The organism is Vibrio sp. Y51_MX_L26 (assembly GCF_024181935.1).
In the GTDB taxonomy this organism is placed as follows: domain Bacteria; phylum Pseudomonadota; class Gammaproteobacteria; order Enterobacterales; family Vibrionaceae; genus Vibrio; species Vibrio diabolicus.
Genome location: NZ_JAMZAS010000006.1, coordinates 191,429 through 208,260, shown reverse-complemented (window position 1 = coordinate 208,260; position 16,832 = coordinate 191,429). Strand labels below are relative to the sequence as shown.

Sequence of the window (16,832 nt, the reverse complement as noted above, 5' to 3'; positions counted from 1 at the left end):
CACATGATGATTGTATTGAATAACACTAACTGGGCATCGCAAGGGTAACCCTAACCGCACCAATTACGTGGCATAGCCACAACTCCCCTTCTCTGCCCGGTCTTCACCGGGGTCAACTCTATCCGAATTAGACCCTAATGCGATTTGTATTAAGGCGCTTTTTTGCGTCTGGGATAATTCAACAATGAATCAAACACATACTTTTTGTGAAACATTAATTTCAACTTCAAACCCACTAAAACGATTGGGTTGGAAACCATTTTTTCAGCAACAACTGACACTAGACGATTACGACGACACTATCTTCGCACGTGTGATTGCACATCACCGAAGTGGTTACCTATTGGCGACAGAAACGGGGCAAGTCCACCTCAATGCCCACCACTCTCTACCCAATATGACCGTCGGAGACTGGGTTATCTTAAATGACGATCAGCAATTTGTTCGCTTACTGGATCGCTTGAGCCTCTTTAGCCGCAAAGCAGCAGGAAGCAAAGTGGCAGAGCAGCTCATCGCCGCAAATGTGGATACCGTTTTTATCGTCTTTTCCCTTAACGACGACTTCAATTTAAGTCGTATTGAACGCTATCTCGCCTTGGCTCATGAAGCCGAAGTCGAACCCGTCATCGTGCTTTCCAAAGCCGATTTGTGTGGCAACATTGATGAACTAAAAAGCCAAGTACAGAAGCTCGACCCTCTATTAGTCATAGAGACAGTCAACGGCTTAGAAACAGAGAGTGCTTCTAAACTCATGAGCTGGTGCGAAGAAGGACAAACCGTCGCTTTTATCGGTTCTTCAGGCGTTGGCAAATCAACTCTTGTGAATGCATTACTCGGGCAGCAAGAACAGGCGACTGGGCATATTCGTGAAGACGATAGCAAAGGGCGACATACAACCACATCGCGCTCTATCCATCTATTACCTGATGGCGGCATCTTGATTGATACTCCGGGAATGCGCGAGCTTCAACTAGCAGACTGCGAAGTGGGCGTCAGTGAGGCATTTTCTGACATTGAGGTTCTCGCTCAGCGTTGTCGCTTTGGTGATTGCCAGCATCAAACTGAGCCGGGTTGCGCAGTTCAAGCTGCGATTGAAAATGGCAAACTGGAGGTTCGTCGTTTCAATAACTATCAAAAACTATTGCGAGAACAAGCCTTTAACGGCGCGACTTTGGCAGAACAACGAGCTCAAAGTCGACAGTTCGGGAAACTCACTCGAAATGCCATGAGTGATAAGCGCAGGCGCCAACAAAGTTACTGATTTGTTACGTTTGAGTTGTCAATAAAATCAAAGGAGACGAAAGTCTCCTTTTTAACAACTTTATTAAAAACCATTACTCATAACTAATGATAATTTTCAACATAAAAATCTTATTTAAATAACATTGAGCAAACATTTAATCCAAAAACAAACTAAAACTAGACACAAAATATTACCAAGCTAAGATATGTGATATTCAGCAAGAAAATGGCTGAATTTATAAAAACAGGATAATTGATAATCATGTGTCTTAGTGACCAGAAGCAATGCTCACCCCTTGCAATACAAGGGCATTATCGCCGTGTAATGATGGACTATTGCCCTGCTCGCTCTGCCATAAAATTGCAGGAATGATGTATGCAACACAACAGCCTCGTTGCCCGATTTGCTCGTGGTAACCTCGTCGTCCAGATCCTTGTCGGTATTGTCTTTGGTATTTTGCTCGCCACAATTTCCCCAAGCCATGCCGAAAGTGCAGGATTAATTGGTAGCCTTTTTGTTGGTGCTCTTAAAGCGATCGCGCCAATCCTTGTGTTTATTTTGGTTGCCGCTTCAATTGCGAACCAAAAGAAAAACCAGCACACGTACATGCGTCCAATCGTTGTACTGTACCTGATGGGTACGTTCTTCGCGGCGCTATCAGCAGTGGTTCTAAGCTTCCTTTTCCCGACCAATTTAACGCTTGTCACCGGCGCTGAAGGTGCAACGCCGCCTCAAGGTATTGCTGAAATTCTACGCACACTGTTGTTTAAACTGGTCGACAACCCAGTAAATGCACTAGTAGAAGCAAACTACATCGGCATTCTTGCTTGGGGTGTGGGTCTGGGTCTTGCGCTACACCACGCATCTGCAACAACGAAAGCCGTGTTTGAAGATCTTAGCCACAGCGTGTCTCACATTGTTCGCTTTATCATTCGTCTTGCACCATTTGGTATCTTTGGTCTGGTTGCTTCAACGTTCGCAACAACAGGCTTTAGCGCACTAGCAAGCTACGCACACCTTCTGGCTGTTCTTCTTGGCGCTATGATGATCATCGCACTCGTTGTAAACCCGGCGATCGTGTTCGTTAAAACTAAGCAAAACCCTTACCCACTTGTATTCCGTTGCCTACGTGAAAGTGGTGTAACCGCGTTTTTCACTCGTTCAAGTGCGGCGAATATCCCAGTAAACATGGCACTATGTGAGAAGCTAAAACTGGACGAAGATACATACTCAGTATCTATCCCTCTAGGTGCGACCATTAACATGGCTGGTGCTGCAATCACTATCACAACGCTAACGCTTGCAGCTGTGCACACTATGGGTATTGAAGTTGATCTACTGACTGCACTACTGCTAAGTATTGTGGCTGCGGTTTCTGCATGTGGCGCATCAGGTGTTGCAGGTGGCTCGCTACTACTTATCCCACTTGCGTGTGGTCTGTTTGGTATCTCAAACGACGTAGCAATGCAGGTTGTAGCGGTTGGCTTCATCATCGGCGTGATTCAAGACTCTGCTGAAACTGCACTAAACAGTTCAACAGACGTTGTCTTCACAGCAGCAGTTTGTAAATCAGAACAGCAAAAAGCTCAGTAAGACTGACAGAATAAATAGAAAGGGGAGCCGATGATGGCTCCCTTTTTTATATACTAATTATTTGCGCTCAATTACGCGGTGGCCAGAGCCACCTCTTCAATTGAGAAATGCTTACTTGGCTCAACAAACTCTTGCTGTGCCGCGATAGTTTGCAGCTCCCACTCCCCAGCATGGTAAGTGGCGCTTAATACCCCGTAGCACGCGTCATGGCAGTGTTGGAAAGCTTGTTTAGGAGACCAGCCCTTCAATAATCCAGCGGTGAAGATAGCCGAAATAAGATCGCCTACCCCCACAGGTTGTTTGGCAAACTCAAACTGAGGACGCTTCGCAAGGTAAATGCCTTCTTGCGTAGCCAATAGCATGTTGAAGCTGCCATTTTCTAGGCAGTAAAGGTGCTTAACTAGCACCACTTTTGGACCTTTCGCTAGCGCACGTTGGCATGCCGTGATCGCATCGTCTAACGAGTGGATTTCCATCTCTGCAAATTGGCTTAGCTCGAATTGGTTTGGAACGATCACGTCCGCCATTGGCATCAAACGCGTCAGAAGATTCTCAGCAATGCCCGGAGCCACGATACAGCCTTTGTCTGGAGCGCCCATCACAGGGTCGCAAACATAAAGTGCCTTCGGGTTCGCTTGCTTCACCTTCGTCACGGTTTCTTCAACAGCAAGGCACTGCTCTGCGCTGCCTTGGTAGCCCGTCAACACCGCTTGGCACTTTTCCAATGCACCGATGTTACTAAGACCACGCACTAACTCGCTAATGTCTTCAGCCGCAAACGCTCGCCCAGTCCAACCTTCTTGATACTGCGTGTGGTTAGAAAATTGAACGGTATGAATCGGCCATACTTCGAAGCCCATGCGTTGCATTGGGAAAACGGCACTGCTGTTACCAGCATGACCAAAAGAAACATGAGATTGTATAGAGAGGATACCTTGCATAGTACCTTACCTCTTATTGTTGTTATCGATAGTTCAAAGACAGCGGCAAGCGCCAGTTTTGCGAAACCAGTAGTGTATCCGACAAACCAAGATTCTCTAACTCAATTCTCGTTAACTTCTTCAGAGTAAGTTGGAGCGCTGGTTTTCAACACCATCTTCTTGATTTCCATTTTGTCTTTATTCAGTGCGATTTCTAGGGTATCTCCTTCCCTTATCCCGAGTTGAGTCAGGATTACGCTTGGAATGACTACGGCGGTATCGTCACCGATTTTAACAGGTTGACTTATCATCTTTCGTCCTCCAAATGTCGAAAATGAGTTTTCACATCATTGGATATTTATTCCCAAGAGCCTTGTTCTGACTTGGGCTTGGCATAAGCGCCTAAAAACAAAGAGCCTTCCACACCGCGTTTGGGAAGGCTCTTTCATTATTATTTTTTAATTTGCTAAAGGCTCATGCTTGGCAGCAATCAGACCGTAAGCACTCCAGCCTAGGAAGGTGACGATTGAGCCCCACATCATCGCTTCGTAGCCGGAACCATATAGCGCGTAGAAGCTGTATAGGGAACCAATCAGAGCGATAATGTTGGTGGTTTTCATCTCGCGCTCTGGTACGTGCGCCACTTGCTGCATGATGAAAATTGCGCCCATACATAGGATGTAAGGAATAACGTTCGTTACTACCGCTAGGTTAACCAGCGCTTCGAACTGCTCGTTCAGCGTTGGAGAAATAGTCATTAAAGACAGCACCGATTGGATAACCGTGATGGCCACCATACCTTTGATTGGCGTACCACGTTTGTCCACTTGAGAGAACAATTTAGGGAAGAAGCCCGCATCAGAAGATGATTTGAACACTGACGCGATAGTGAACTGCCAACCTAATAGAGAACCCGCACAAGCCAATACCGCCATACCAGCAACCGCTTTACCTGCTGCTGAGCCAAGCATCACAGACCATACGGTTGAGAATGGCGCGGTAGAAGCGGCAAGCTCAGAGTTTGCAACGATACCAGAACAGATGTTTGTCGATACAATGTAAACCACCGCAGCAATCAACGTACCGCCCAATACTGCGATTGGTACGTTCTTCTCTGGGTTTTCTACCGCTTCTGAGTTCGCACAGGCCGATTCAAGACCAAGAAACGCCCATAGTGTCATGGCAATAGAAGCACTCACAGCTTCACCAAATGGTAGGTGGTGTGGGTTCCAAGCTTCGATGTACATGGTTGGGTTAAACCAGAACCAACCAACAATACCTAGCGAACATACCGGTAGGATCACACCCCATACCGTGAAGGTACCGATTTGACCTGTGATTTTCGCACCACCGAAGTTAGCGAAAGTACAAATCCAAAGAATGGCGATGGTGTACAAACAGGTTTCGACCGGAGATAGGGTCACTTCAAAAAATGCGGAGCCGTAACCCACACAGGTAATCGCGATCGCAATATTCGCAATAAGGAGCGACAAACCGTAAGTCCAGCCCGCCATAAACGCACCCGATTTACCGAATGCGTAAGACGCGTAACCGTTCATACCGCCGTCACGTTTACTAAAGCGACCACATTTTGCAAACACATAAGCCAACGCCAAAGAGCCCGCTGCCGTGATCAGCCAAGATAACACAGAAATGGTGCCCACTTGCGCCAGTTTACTTGGCAGCATAATGATACCGGAGCCAGCCATGTTGATGAACGTCAGAATGGTTAACTGCACCACCGACATTTTTTTAGTTTCAGTACTCATAAATTATTCTCCACGAATAAGCGGTTCGCACCGACGCCGGAGCGTGGTGCGAACGGGTAGATTAATCTTTTAGGACATAGCAATGTGCGGTAGTGCGACCGTCGACATCTTCAAGGTACACACCTTGAATTTCTGGCGCGAAGCCTGGGAATCGGTTGATGCCTTCTTCTAGAGATAAGAAGTAATCCACCACCTGTTGAGTCCAGATTTCACCAGTGATCACACAGATAATGCCTGGAGGGTAAGGCAGTGCACCTTCGGCGGCTACGCGGCCGACGGCCTCTTTAAGTGGTAGGTAATCGCATTCACCGCGGAAGTATTTACGTGTTGCCACGTCTGGTTTGTGAACCATTTGTGGGAAGTATTCACTGCGGAACATCGCTTTTTGTAGCTGTTTCACGTTCAGCTCTTTGTACATGTCATGCATTTCCTGACATAGCTGACGGATGGTGTAACCACGGTAGCGCTCTTTGTTCGCTTCGTAGACGCCTGGTAGCACGATACTGAGAGGTGCATCATCACGAATGAATTTTTCAAATCGGTTGATTTGCGCGACAAGGTGACGGATCTTACCCATATCTTCGGCAGGAGTGAGTAGGAACAAGATGGAGTTCAAGTCACACTTCTCAGGAATGATGCCGTTTTCGCGAAGGAAGTTCGCCAATAGCGTTGCCGGAATACCGAAATCAGCGTAGCTGCCGTCTTCGGCAATGCCTGCCGTGGTTAGCAACAATTTACATGGGTCAACAAAGTATTGACCTTCGCCATAACCTTCAAACTTGTGCCAGTTTGCATCTGGCTCGAACATGAAGAACTTCTTGTTGGTCGCGATCACATCAGTGTCGTAACTGCCCCAAGGTTGACCTTCAATTTCATTTGGAATGAACGGACGAATTAACTCACAACTTTTGAGAATTTCTTTACGCGCTTCGATACCTGTCTTAACTGCGTCGCTCCATAAACGTAAGCCTGCTTCACCATCGTGGATCTTCGCGTTCACATCCAATGCAGCAAACAACGCATAGAACGGAGATGTCGATGCGTGCATCATAAACGCGTTGTTAAAGCGTTTGTGATTGCAGTAACGAGCTTGGCCTTTGATATGGCGGTCTTTTTTGTGGATTTGCGACGTTTGAGAGAAACCAGCTTGTTGCTTGTGAACAGACTGGGTCACGATCACACCCGCATCTTCTGGTTTCAGATCCAGTAGCAGTGGCGAACAATCTTTCATCATAGGGATGAACTGCTCATAGCCTACCCATGCCGAGTCAAACAAGATGTAGTCACAAAGGTGGCCAATCTTATCCATGACGTAACGAGCGTTATAAATTGTACCGTCGTAAGTACCCAACTGGATGATGGCCAAGCGGAACGGACGTTCATCTCGTGCACGCTCTGGAGATACTTTCGCGATTTGAGCACGAATGTACTCTTCATCGAAACAGTGCTCATCCATACCACCAATGAAGCCCCAAGGGTTACGCGCCGTTTCTAGATAAACTGGCATACCACCCGCTTGGATTAACGCGCCGTGGTGATTTGACTTGTGGTTATTGCGGTCGAACAATACCAAATCGCCTTCAGTTACTAGCGCGTTACACACCACTTTGTTTGAAGCAGAAGTGCCGTTGAGTACGAAGTAAGTTTTGTCCGCGTTAAATACTTTTGCAGCGTGTGCTTGCGCTTGGTGTGCAGAACCTTCGTGGATCAGTAAGTCACCTAAGTCCACGTCCGCATTACACAAGTCACTACGGAACAGGTTTTCGCCAAAGAAATCGTAGAATTGTTTACCAGCAGGGTGTTTTTTGAAGAACTGACCACCTTGGTGCCCTGGACAGTCAAACGCCGAGTTACCCATCTCAACGTAGTGCGTTAATTGCTTGAAGAAAGGAGGGAGCAGACGACACTCATATTTAGTCACGGCTTCATTAATTTGACGGCAGTAGTAATCGATAGATTGTCTTTCTAAATCAATAACACCCGTTAACCAAACGTAATCTTCTGCCGAAACTGGAGTTTCATCGGTCACTAAGAAAACAGGAATTCCGTACCCTGTTTCCGAAATCATTCTGTGCAGACCCGCTTTAATGTCTGCTGACGTAATAATAGCCGCACCAACGTCGGTTAATTCAACTTGTTCTAAAGGCAGTAAGTGACGATTAAATTGTTCATCTAAAGATTCAGCTAATAAGCTAAAGTCTTCAGGCATGTAATTACTAACACCTATAATTAAACGTTTCATTTGAAATATCTCTTTTTGTTCTTTAAAAATGACAAGGACAGATATTACAAACGAAATATTTATTTAAAATTCAAATTACAAATTTCGTGATTAAATTTTCATATTTAAAAGACTTATTTTATCGAATTAAAATTTAGAGACTTTCATCACTTTCCAGCTTCTATCTCAATGATATTGAAACGCACCTAAAAGGAAAGAACCTTCAATAATTATGTGACAACGCCCATTATTAAAAAGAAGGTTATTATAAGAAAATAAAGTTTTGAGATTTCCATCACTATATAATAAGTTAAATTATATTATTACAGTTTAAAACACTCCACTTTTAACCAAATTTAAACACATAATAAAAGAGCCATCAACACATGTATTGATGGCTCTTTACTTTGGATATAAAGAAAAAACAACTTAATTGAATAAATGACTATCTAGCTTGACTCCACCATTCGACCATTGCTGATAACGCTTTACAGACATGCCTGACGAGTACATGGTATGTTTACAATCCATACACTCAACAAAATACAACCCACTCATTCCTGCCATAACGTGCAGCCTTCGGCTATCGCAGCGCTTGCAGGACAGGCGCTTTACTTTGGTGTTGACGTCAATACGCCGAGCAAAGTTTAACGTTTCGTGAGAGCATAAAGCGTCAACAGCACTATCTTTAAAAGGATGCTCACTAAGTAAATAATTAATGGCGTAATCGTACACCGGGGGGATTGAAGATTTTCCACTTTCAATATTACTTATCTTAGCAACGGAAACGCCTAATAAAGAAGCGAACTCAGCCTTACTGTACTCTAAGATAAATCTTGAAGAGATGAATTTATCTGCACTAATGATTCTCAACATACACAAATCTCTAATAGAAATAAAAACAGAGCAAACTAATTCGCTCCATTTCTGCTGAAACATGTAATGAAAAAGTTACTTCCTAGTGTAATTCTGCATATTATCTATGCTATTTTATTTTGTACGTCATCTTGCGCCTAATTAATTATAAAATCAATAATCCATGCCTAAATATAAAAACACAATTTAAGATTTATAATACAATTTTTAATTTACATTATTAGATAAAGTAATGAATACTATTCACCTATTACTCTGGGCATCAAGTATTGCTCTTCAATCATTATTACTATCAATTGAAGAGACTTGATTTGAGCCCAACAGGAGAAGTAGATAAAGAGGGAAATCCCTCTATTTGAAGATAAACATATCCCGCCTTATCGAAGTACTAAAAATGTGTTGAAAAATCGAATAAATAGTATGCAATCCAGTAAATAAATCGCTTAGATAAGTTTACAGTCTGTAGTTGTAACCGACAGAGATACTGAGACAGAAAGGCAAAAGAAAAGCCTCAATTATGAGGCTTAGGGATAAGATAAATTATGGTTGAAGGAAATTCTGCGTGAAATCGAGCGCCTCTTTAGAGAGCTTTTTTTCGGTAGACGATGTGGTTGTCTGTCCTTCCGTCGTTGCTGTGGTCATGTCTGGCTGGAAGTTCGGCGCCGATGCTTCATCCCATGCGTTAGCATCGTCTTTATTTTCGTCACTCAACACCGCGTTAAGTTCCTCCTCTGCAGGAAAATACGCTTCGCGTTTGTACACCTTGTTCAGCGCCCGAATAATGGAATGCTTTCTTACCATCCCTGACGCCAGCTTTCTTTGCAACGGTTTCGCTATAGATTGCAATCCAACGACGACGTCAACACCAATATTGGTCGCCACTTCGTCACGCAACGTACGCGCTGGCTGATACCCCATATTGGCAGCAAGAAACAGCCAAACATAAGCAATCGCATTGCCTGTTTTACCTTTGTCCTTCCACGCTTCGCCAGCATGATACATCGCCTCGGCGCTGCCACCTTCTGCGGCCCTTTCAAGCCAATAGCAGCCTTTGACCATGCTTTTTTCTGTACCAACACCATTTAGGTAACATAAGCCAACTTGGATCTTTCCGTCCGCACTGTCTTTTTCAGCCGCTTTCATAAACCAATAAAGTGCATCTGCACTGCGTCCTGCACTATTGTCTGGTGAAAGTTGCCACTCACCCATGTAAAGCATGGCATCAATGCAGCCTTCCTCGGCTGCGGTTTCAATCAGTTGGTTACCTTTGGGAATATTTTTTTCCGTTCCGCGACCAAAAACCAACGCTTTGCCTGTCGCAAATTTCGCTTCGGTATCCCCTTCCATTCCGGCAATGGCGGTACGCCAAAAGTTTGCCTGCTCTTTTAAAATCACATCTTCACGCATGCGCTCACTCAAGCGAACAATACCGTACATTCCCGTCACATTGTCCAACTTAGCGGCTTTATCATACCAATACAGCGCTTGACGAATGTTGTCCTTCTCAGCTTCTTTCGCTAGAAATAAAATGGTGGGGATATGTCCGGTTTCTGCTTTGAACTCACGCTCTTTACGCTCTTGCTCTCGCGCTTTTTGCATCGCCTTTCGATAAGCGGCTTCGCGAGCTTTCCTCTCTGCCTCGAGTCTCTGTTTCCGCATCGACAACGAGATCATCCACACAAATATCAGGACGAGTGAAAGGCCAGTTGCCGCAATGGCAATGCCCATACTACTCATAAATAGCCTCTTTTGGTTTCAGGGCCCAATTCATCTCCCTCTCAGGGAAATCTTAAGATTACGCGCCGACATAACGCCGACTACCTTCATTATATAACGACCACTTAGCGAAAATCTGAAGCTTGCCAATACTTAATGGCGGTATTTTATGCAATATCACTGCAACTTATTTTTAATTAAAAAATATCACTGCGATTTTTATAGAACTTAATCACGGTTTTGGGGCTGAGATATTCTCCTCCCCTATCATCCCCCCTTGCTCCTCCTATAAAAATTTACATTTTAATGATGTGCAGAAGCTCTCACTATGCGTCTGTTTTATTATTTAATTTGTGAACAGAATCGACTGTGACAGAAAATTTTCACTTGTAAAAAACTTAACTGCCTGCTCTCACATTTTGCTGATGATTCAGTGTATTAGCATCTAGTTGAACATTTCCTTTTTCGGCATCTGCCTTTCTAGCGTGTGCGAAACCTTCTTGATGACTGAGTCAGCGAAGGCAGCGCGCAGCTCAATATCAATTCAATAACAATGGATTTGTAAACGTGGACAATAAGACATTTAAATTATCAACAATTGCCAAAACCGTACTGCCTTTGATTTCCGTCGCAGTCATCAGCGGTTGTGGTAGTGATAGCACGAACGAAGATACGACGAACCCAGGCTCAGGCTTGTACCCTGCGGGAGAGAACGAGGTCGTCATTTATTACAAACGCGACGTGGCGTCCGCTTCAACGGCCAGCGACTACGAAGGTTGGGGCTTGCACCTGTGGAACGGTGAAGGCTGTACCAGCACAGATTTAGACGCAATGGGCATTCCTGGCACAGGAACGGATTGGTCGGCACCGCATCCATTCGATGGCATCAACGACACCTACGGTGCTTATTACGTACTGAAAGTGAACCCAGATGCCTCTGACCCACACGAATGCATGAACTTCATTCTGCACAAAGGCGATGAGAAAGCATTCGGCAGTGCAAACTCAAAAGTGGAGCTGACGAAAATCGGCGAATCTAAAGGGTTGTTTGGCTTCCACGGCAGCAGTGAGCTTTACTACGAGCCAATCGAAGAACGCCCTGTTGATATTGATGGTCAAAAAGCGCATTGGCTAGATGCCAACACCATCGCGTGGGAAGCGGCGGCCAATGCGGATTCCATGAAGCTGTTCTACAGCCTCAGCAACGACATTAAAATGGATGAAGGCAAGCAAATCTCCGGTGGCACAGCGGTTGAGTTGACGAAAGCAGGTGATTTATCTGATGGTCTGAAATCACGCTTCCGTCACCTTGCTAGCCTCCAAGCTGCAGGCATTGATGTCGATGACGCGACCCTACGCACGATCCTGAAGTCACAAATCGTTATGGTAGCTTACAACGCAAATGGTGACGTCATTTCTGCAACTGAAGTGCAAAAGCCGGGGGTTCTTGATGCAGTATTTGCCGATTCCAAGGCAGGTAACGCGATTGGTCAAGAGCTCGGCGCGATTGTGGAAGGCGGTGCTGCAACCTTCAAGCTATGGGCACCAACTGCTCAAGATGTTGATCTTATTATCTACGATGAAAACTTAGCGGAAGAAGCGACCGTTGCAATGACAGAAGATCCAGCAACAGGTATCTGGGCTTCTGAGGCACAAAGCAATGTTGTTAACAAATACTATCGCTACCAAGTTAAGGTGTACCACCCTACAACTGGGGTCGTTGAAACGCGTTTGGTAACAGACCCATATTCAATGAGCTTGTCTAAAAACTCGCGATACTCGCAAGTGGTTGATTTAGATGACCCAAGCTTAATGCCTCAAGATTGGAATAACTACGCGCGCCCAACGGTTAAAAAAGACGAAGACCATGTCCTTTACGAGTCACACATTCGTGATTTCAGCTTTAATGACAGCAAAGGCACGCCAAGTCTTGATGGCAAATATCTTGCCCTTACAGAACCTGAGCGTGAGTCTGTTTCTCACTTACAAGCCTTAAAAGATGCAGGCCTAACAACGCTGCATATCCTACCAGCATTTGATATTGCAACCGTGGATGAAGACGCCGACAAACGAGTCGATATCACCGACACCGTGGGTAAACTTTGTGGCATCAAGCCAGAAGCGTCCATCTGTGAGACCGAAGACGACGGCAAAGTGATTGAAGAGGTATTAAACAGCTACGACCCAACAACGGGCAAAGCACAAGCGTTGATGAACGATCTTCGCATGCTAGACAGCTTCAACTGGGGTTACGACCCATACCACTACACCGTGCCAGAAGGCAGTTATGCGACCGATCCTAACGGTTCTAAACGTATCCTTGAGTTCCGCGAAATGGTTCAAGCGACGCATAAAATGGATCTGAAACTGGTCATGGACGTGGTGTACAACCACACGAATGCATCCGGTGTGAACGAAAAATCAGTACTGGATAAAATTGTCCCTGGGTACTACCACCGCCTAAACGTCAACACTGGCGGCGTAGAAAACTCAACCTGTTGTGATAACACCGCAACCGAGAACCTAATGATGGGTAAACTGATGGTTGACTCATTGATGGTGTGGGCGGATGACTATAAAGTCGATGGTTTCCGTTTTGACCTTATGGGCCACCAGCCGAAAGATGTCATGGTCTACGCACTTGAAAAAGTCCGTGAAATTGATCCGAATACTTTGTTCTACGGCGAAGGCTGGGACTTCGGTGAAGTTGCGCAAAACGCTCGCTTCGATCAAGCGACACAAGTCAACATGGCGGGGACAGAAATCGGTACTTTCTCTGATCGTCTGCGTGACGCAGTTCGTGGCGGAAGCCCGTTTGATGGCGGAGTAAATTCAGAAGGTAAGCACCCACTTCGCTTCAACCAAGGCTTTGGTAACGCCGCTTACCCGAACGAAGAAACTAAAACTGATGCAGAATCTGTGAATGGCCGCCTACACAACCAAGATCTGGTTCGTCTAGGTATGGCTGGTAACTTAGCTGACTACGTCCTTCTGGATTACAAAGGCGAAACCAAACTTGGTAAGAATGTTGATTACAATGGTGCTCCAGCAGGCTACACAAAAGTGCCATCAGAGAACATTTCCTACGTGTCTAAGCACGATAACCAAACGCTGTGGGACAACAACGCTTACAAGATTGCGACAGGCACTTCATCTGCTGAGCGAGCACGAATGCAGTCTGTATCACTATCAACGGTGATGCTAGGTCAAGGTATTCCGTTCATTCACATGGGTTCTGAGCTATTGCGCTCTAAGTCAATGCAGCGTGACTCGTACGATTCTGGTGACTGGTTCAACCGTGTATTCTTCGATGGAAGCGACAATAACTGGAACGTTGGTCTACCACGTGAAGACAAAGACGGTGCAAACTGGGAGTTGATCAAAACCATCGTCGGTGACAGCACGGCGAAACCAGACTCAACGGACATCGAGCTGACTAAGCAACAATTCCTAGAGCTACTAAAAATCCGCAGTACAAGCGAACTGTTCCGCTTAGATACCGCGCAAGAAGTGATGAATCGTGTTGATTTCCGCAACGTGGGCCAAGACCAAGTGGAAGGCTTGATTGTGATGTCTATCGACGATGGCACATCAGCAGGTGCCGATTTGGATTCGAACTACGATGCGATCGTGGCCGTTGTGAACTCAACATCAACTGAGAAATCTTTCAAAGTTGCTGGCGCTACTGGTTTCGAGCTGCATGAAGTTCAACAAAACTCTGCGGATGACATCGTGAAAGGTGCAAGCTTCGCCAATGAAACATTCACAGTACCAGCACTGACAACAGCGGTATTCGTACAGCCACAAGACGGCGCGCAGGGTGCAGGCCTACCAGTAAACACGGACAATAAAGACGTATCGAGCATTCCTCCTTACGGCGAAACCGTGGTTTACGTCAAAGGCACCATGAACGAGTGGTCAGATAGCAGTGACTGGGCGATGACCTTTATTGGCAACGGCATGTACTCTGTAACTGGCGTTCTTGAAGCAGGTGAACACGAGTTCAAATTTGCGGACTCAGGATGGGCAAATCCAAACATCGGTTGTGATGCTGCGGATTTGGCTTCTGGCTCACTAGACTTAGGCTCTGCGGGGAACTGTACGTTGTCTGTAGCTGAAACTGGTAAGTACAACTTCACTCTGAACGCGTTACATGTTCAAGATGAAAGCGTAGAAAAACCTGTCGTTTCAGTGACCAAGTCAGCAGATGCACCAACATTCGGTGAAACAGCACTTTACCTACGTGGCACTATCACCACATGGGATACTCCAGCGCAAGACTCCATTGCGAAGTTCAGTTATGTAGCAAATGACGTTTACTCGCTAGACATTGACCTATCGGCGGGCAACTACGAGATGAAAGTTGCGAGCGCAGACTGGGCAGCAGACACCAACTTCGGTGGCGAAGGCAGTGTTGAGCTTGGTAAAGCGCTAACGATGGAAGTCGGTGGCGGTAGTGCAAACCTGAAAATTGCGATTGCAGAAGCGGGAAATTACAACTTCCACTTCAACGCGGCTGACAAGTCGGCGCCAATCGTGACGGTAACGAAAAACTAGTTTCATTTAAAAACATCCGTAATGAAAAAGGGGAAGCATCACGCTTCCCCTTTGTTTTTTTGGCGTCACTAAATGGTGGATACCAAAATCAAGAAGGTGTTAGTTTCCCCAAATCTGTTCAACAAACTCAGGGTGATCAATGAATGGATTGCGATTGCCCTGAAACTCAAACACTTGTTGATTGCGGTTTTGTTCTTTTTCACTAACAGGATCATTTTTGTGCCAACGTTTCAGCATGTTTAACACCCAAGGTTCAAAAACCGTTGAACTTGAACCATCAAGGACAGCATCCGCATTGCTTGAATTGCCTTCCCAGTTACCTACTACATTTTCATAGCGGGTTGCCATGTAGAAATAGGCACGAGCAAAATCGCCTTTAAACTCATCGATCGGCTCAAACACCGTACCGGAATAACCTAGGCCAGTGCTTGCTTGACCAAGTTTAGAACCATTACTAGACACGTACGTCGCGGTGCCCACTTCACCAAATGGCCAGTTACTGCGCTTCGCATTCACATAGCCATCGGTCGCAAACAAATGGTGACCATCTGAGTTCATCGGCTCAACTTTGCCGCCAAACCAGCTTTTCGGGAACGAGTGTTCACGGTTGTAGCAATCCCCTTCTTGGCTGTATTGACCACATTGGTCTGTCACTTTCGTGAAGCTGATAGCATCAGTGCCCGCAGGTTTCTCTGAATACATATCGAGAATAGAGCCATCATTTTCGTAATAACGATCAATATCGGCATCTTTTACCAAGGTCCACACCGCAGAATAACCTCGGCTAGTGTGGTTGTTGATGATGTTAAACAGCGCCGTTTTTAGAGCGTAGCCCGTCTTGCCAGACGCCGCTTGGTAGTAACCATCAACCACTGGTGGGGTTGAGGTTGAGTCACCTAACGTAAAGTCGGTGGTTTCGCTTTTCGAGAATTCAGCGCCAGAAGCAAGAGTCTTATCTCCCACCTTCAACGCGTAAGACCCCGAACCATTGCCACAGCAAATGCCGTCGCCATAGCTGTCTTGAATCGTAAATTGGTAGTTACCATCGGCTAAACACATGGTCTTTTCAACAGTGGTTGACGACTCATACCCCTGACCAGAGAAAAGCACTTGCGCTTGGCTATTTTTCAACTCCCAGCTAGTTTCTGAGCCATAGTTGTCCGTCGTGAGTGTAAGAACCACTTCATGATCACTACAGCTTTCTACAGGAGGTTGTGTACTTGTCTCGGTCGGTTGAAAATTATCGACGTAGACAACTTCTGAGCCATCAAACCCGGCCTCATCATAAAAACGCAACCCGACATTGATGGTCTTGTTCGAACTCGCAGTATAGTTATGCGCCAGCTCTTGCCACTGGTTTACCTGCTGCGGATCTGAGTAATTGTGATAACCATCAACCACCAGACGTGCTTTTACATTTCCTTCGGTGTGATAAACCGAGACAGAAAACGGATAGGTTTTCCCTTGCTCCACATTAATGGTTTGCAAAAGGTCAGTGTTGCTTTGGGTACCTGTATTCACGACGACTTGAGCAGCCAGGCCGCCCGATTTGATTTGTTCGCTGCTTGGCGACACCGCGATGCCAGCGTCAATCACTGACCACTGCGTAGGCGCACTGCCATTCCACTGTTCAAAGTCACCATTGAGAATTTGGCTATATGCAAGCGGAGAGCTAATAACAGCAAGAAGACAGAGGGGTTTCGTTATGGATTTCATTATACTTTTCCATTAGTTATGTAAATCCCAAACACGATAAACATATTAGTAAGGCATAAGTAATCCTTCGGTCACACTTTTACGTTGCACAAGTGTTAATTTACTTTTTAATGTGCAGCTTATCTCACAAATATCTACCTGCCGAAAACAAACGCCAATGCAAAAAGCGAAGCAACCTGTTGGCTACATCGTTGGAAAACCATTAAGGGAAAAGTAAAACG

At 45.6% G+C, this 16,832-nt stretch carries 10 protein-coding genes; 3 read left to right on the top strand and 7 right to left on the bottom strand.

Annotation, left to right across the window (positions count from 1 at the left end):
- The first annotated feature begins 184 nt into the window (after positions 1 to 184).
- On the top strand, positions 185 to 1,261 hold the full coding sequence (gene rsgA, locus NL645_RS15010) for a ribosome small subunit-dependent GTPase A (protein WP_253651949.1): 1,077 nt from the start codon (positions 185 to 187) through the stop codon (positions 1,259 to 1,261).
- Positions 1,262 to 1,618: 357 nt separating this feature from the next.
- Positions 1,619 to 2,836, top strand: coding sequence for a serine/threonine transporter SstT (sstT, locus tag NL645_RS15005; RefSeq protein WP_005396770.1), 1,218 nt, complete (start codon positions 1,619 to 1,621; stop codon positions 2,834 to 2,836).
- A gap of 71 nt (positions 2,837 to 2,907) precedes the next feature.
- Here sstT and pdxY read toward each other — a convergent pair whose 3' ends face one another.
- The 6 genes from pdxY to NL645_RS14975 form a co-directional block, all read right to left on the bottom strand.
- On the bottom strand, positions 2,908 to 3,777 hold the full coding sequence (gene pdxY, locus NL645_RS15000) for a pyridoxal kinase PdxY (RefSeq protein WP_005396771.1): 870 nt from the start codon (positions 3,775 to 3,777) through the stop codon (positions 2,908 to 2,910).
- A gap of 101 nt (positions 3,778 to 3,878) precedes the next feature.
- A complete protein-coding gene (locus NL645_RS14995; protein WP_005396772.1) occupies positions 3,879 to 4,067 on the bottom strand; it encodes an AbrB/MazE/SpoVT family DNA-binding domain-containing protein in 189 nt (62 codons plus the stop codon).
- Positions 4,068 to 4,214: 147 nt separating this feature from the next.
- Positions 4,215 to 5,525: a putrescine-ornithine antiporter gene (potE, locus tag NL645_RS14990; RefSeq protein WP_005396773.1), complete on the bottom strand. Its 1,311-nt coding sequence runs from the start codon at positions 5,523 to 5,525 to the stop codon at positions 4,215 to 4,217.
- 61 nt (positions 5,526 to 5,586) lie between these two features.
- Positions 5,587 to 7,767 carry an ornithine decarboxylase SpeF gene (gene speF / locus NL645_RS14985; protein ID WP_031780582.1) on the bottom strand — a complete coding sequence of 727 codons (2,181 nt, stop codon included), beginning with the start codon at positions 7,765 to 7,767 and terminating at the stop codon, positions 5,587 to 5,589.
- Between the two features lie 408 nt (positions 7,768 to 8,175).
- Positions 8,176 to 8,622, bottom strand: coding sequence for a helix-turn-helix transcriptional regulator (locus NL645_RS14980; RefSeq protein ID WP_031780583.1), 447 nt, complete (start codon positions 8,620 to 8,622; stop codon positions 8,176 to 8,178).
- A gap of 540 nt (positions 8,623 to 9,162) precedes the next feature.
- Positions 9,163 to 10,359: a tetratricopeptide repeat protein gene (locus NL645_RS14975; protein WP_046875696.1), complete on the bottom strand. Its 1,197-nt coding sequence runs from the start codon at positions 10,357 to 10,359 to the stop codon at positions 9,163 to 9,165.
- Between the two features lie 546 nt (positions 10,360 to 10,905).
- On the opposite strand from NL645_RS14975, the gene pulA reads away from it, so the two are divergent.
- Positions 10,906 to 14,895 (top strand): pullulanase-type alpha-1,6-glucosidase, encoded by a 3,990-nt coding sequence (gene pulA / locus NL645_RS14970; protein ID WP_253651948.1) that lies wholly within the window; start codon positions 10,906 to 10,908, stop codon positions 14,893 to 14,895.
- A 99-nt stretch (positions 14,896 to 14,994) separates the two neighbouring features.
- Here the strand turns inward: pulA and NL645_RS14965 are convergent, their stop codons facing one another.
- A complete protein-coding gene (locus NL645_RS14965; protein WP_006740819.1) occupies positions 14,995 to 16,611 on the bottom strand; it encodes an endonuclease in 1,617 nt (538 codons plus the stop codon).
- Positions 16,612 to 16,832 lie beyond the last annotated feature (221 nt).

Coding starts and splice junctions, on each gene's coding strand:
- rsgA (WP_253651949.1), top strand. CDS start 185: ATGAATCAAACACATACTTTTTGTGAAACATTAATTTCAACTTCAAAC.
- sstT (WP_005396770.1), top strand. CDS start 1,619: ATGCAACACAACAGCCTCGTTGCCCGATTTGCTCGTGGTAACCTCGTC.
- pdxY (WP_005396771.1), bottom strand. CDS start 3,777: ATGCAAGGTATCCTCTCTATACAATCTCATGTTTCTTTTGGTCATGCT.
- NL645_RS14995 (WP_005396772.1), bottom strand. CDS start 4,067: ATGATAAGTCAACCTGTTAAAATCGGTGACGATACCGCCGTAGTCATT.
- potE (WP_005396773.1), bottom strand. CDS start 5,525: ATGAGTACTGAAACTAAAAAAATGTCGGTGGTGCAGTTAACCATTCTG.
- speF (WP_031780582.1), bottom strand. CDS start 7,767: ATGAAACGTTTAATTATAGGTGTTAGTAATTACATGCCTGAAGACTTT.
- NL645_RS14980 (WP_031780583.1), bottom strand. CDS start 8,622: ATGTTGAGAATCATTAGTGCAGATAAATTCATCTCTTCAAGATTTATC.
- NL645_RS14975 (WP_046875696.1), bottom strand. CDS start 10,359: ATGAGTAGTATGGGCATTGCCATTGCGGCAACTGGCCTTTCACTCGTC.
- NL645_RS14965 (WP_006740819.1), bottom strand. CDS start 16,611: ATGAAATCCATAACGAAACCCCTCTGTCTTCTTGCTGTTATTAGCTCT.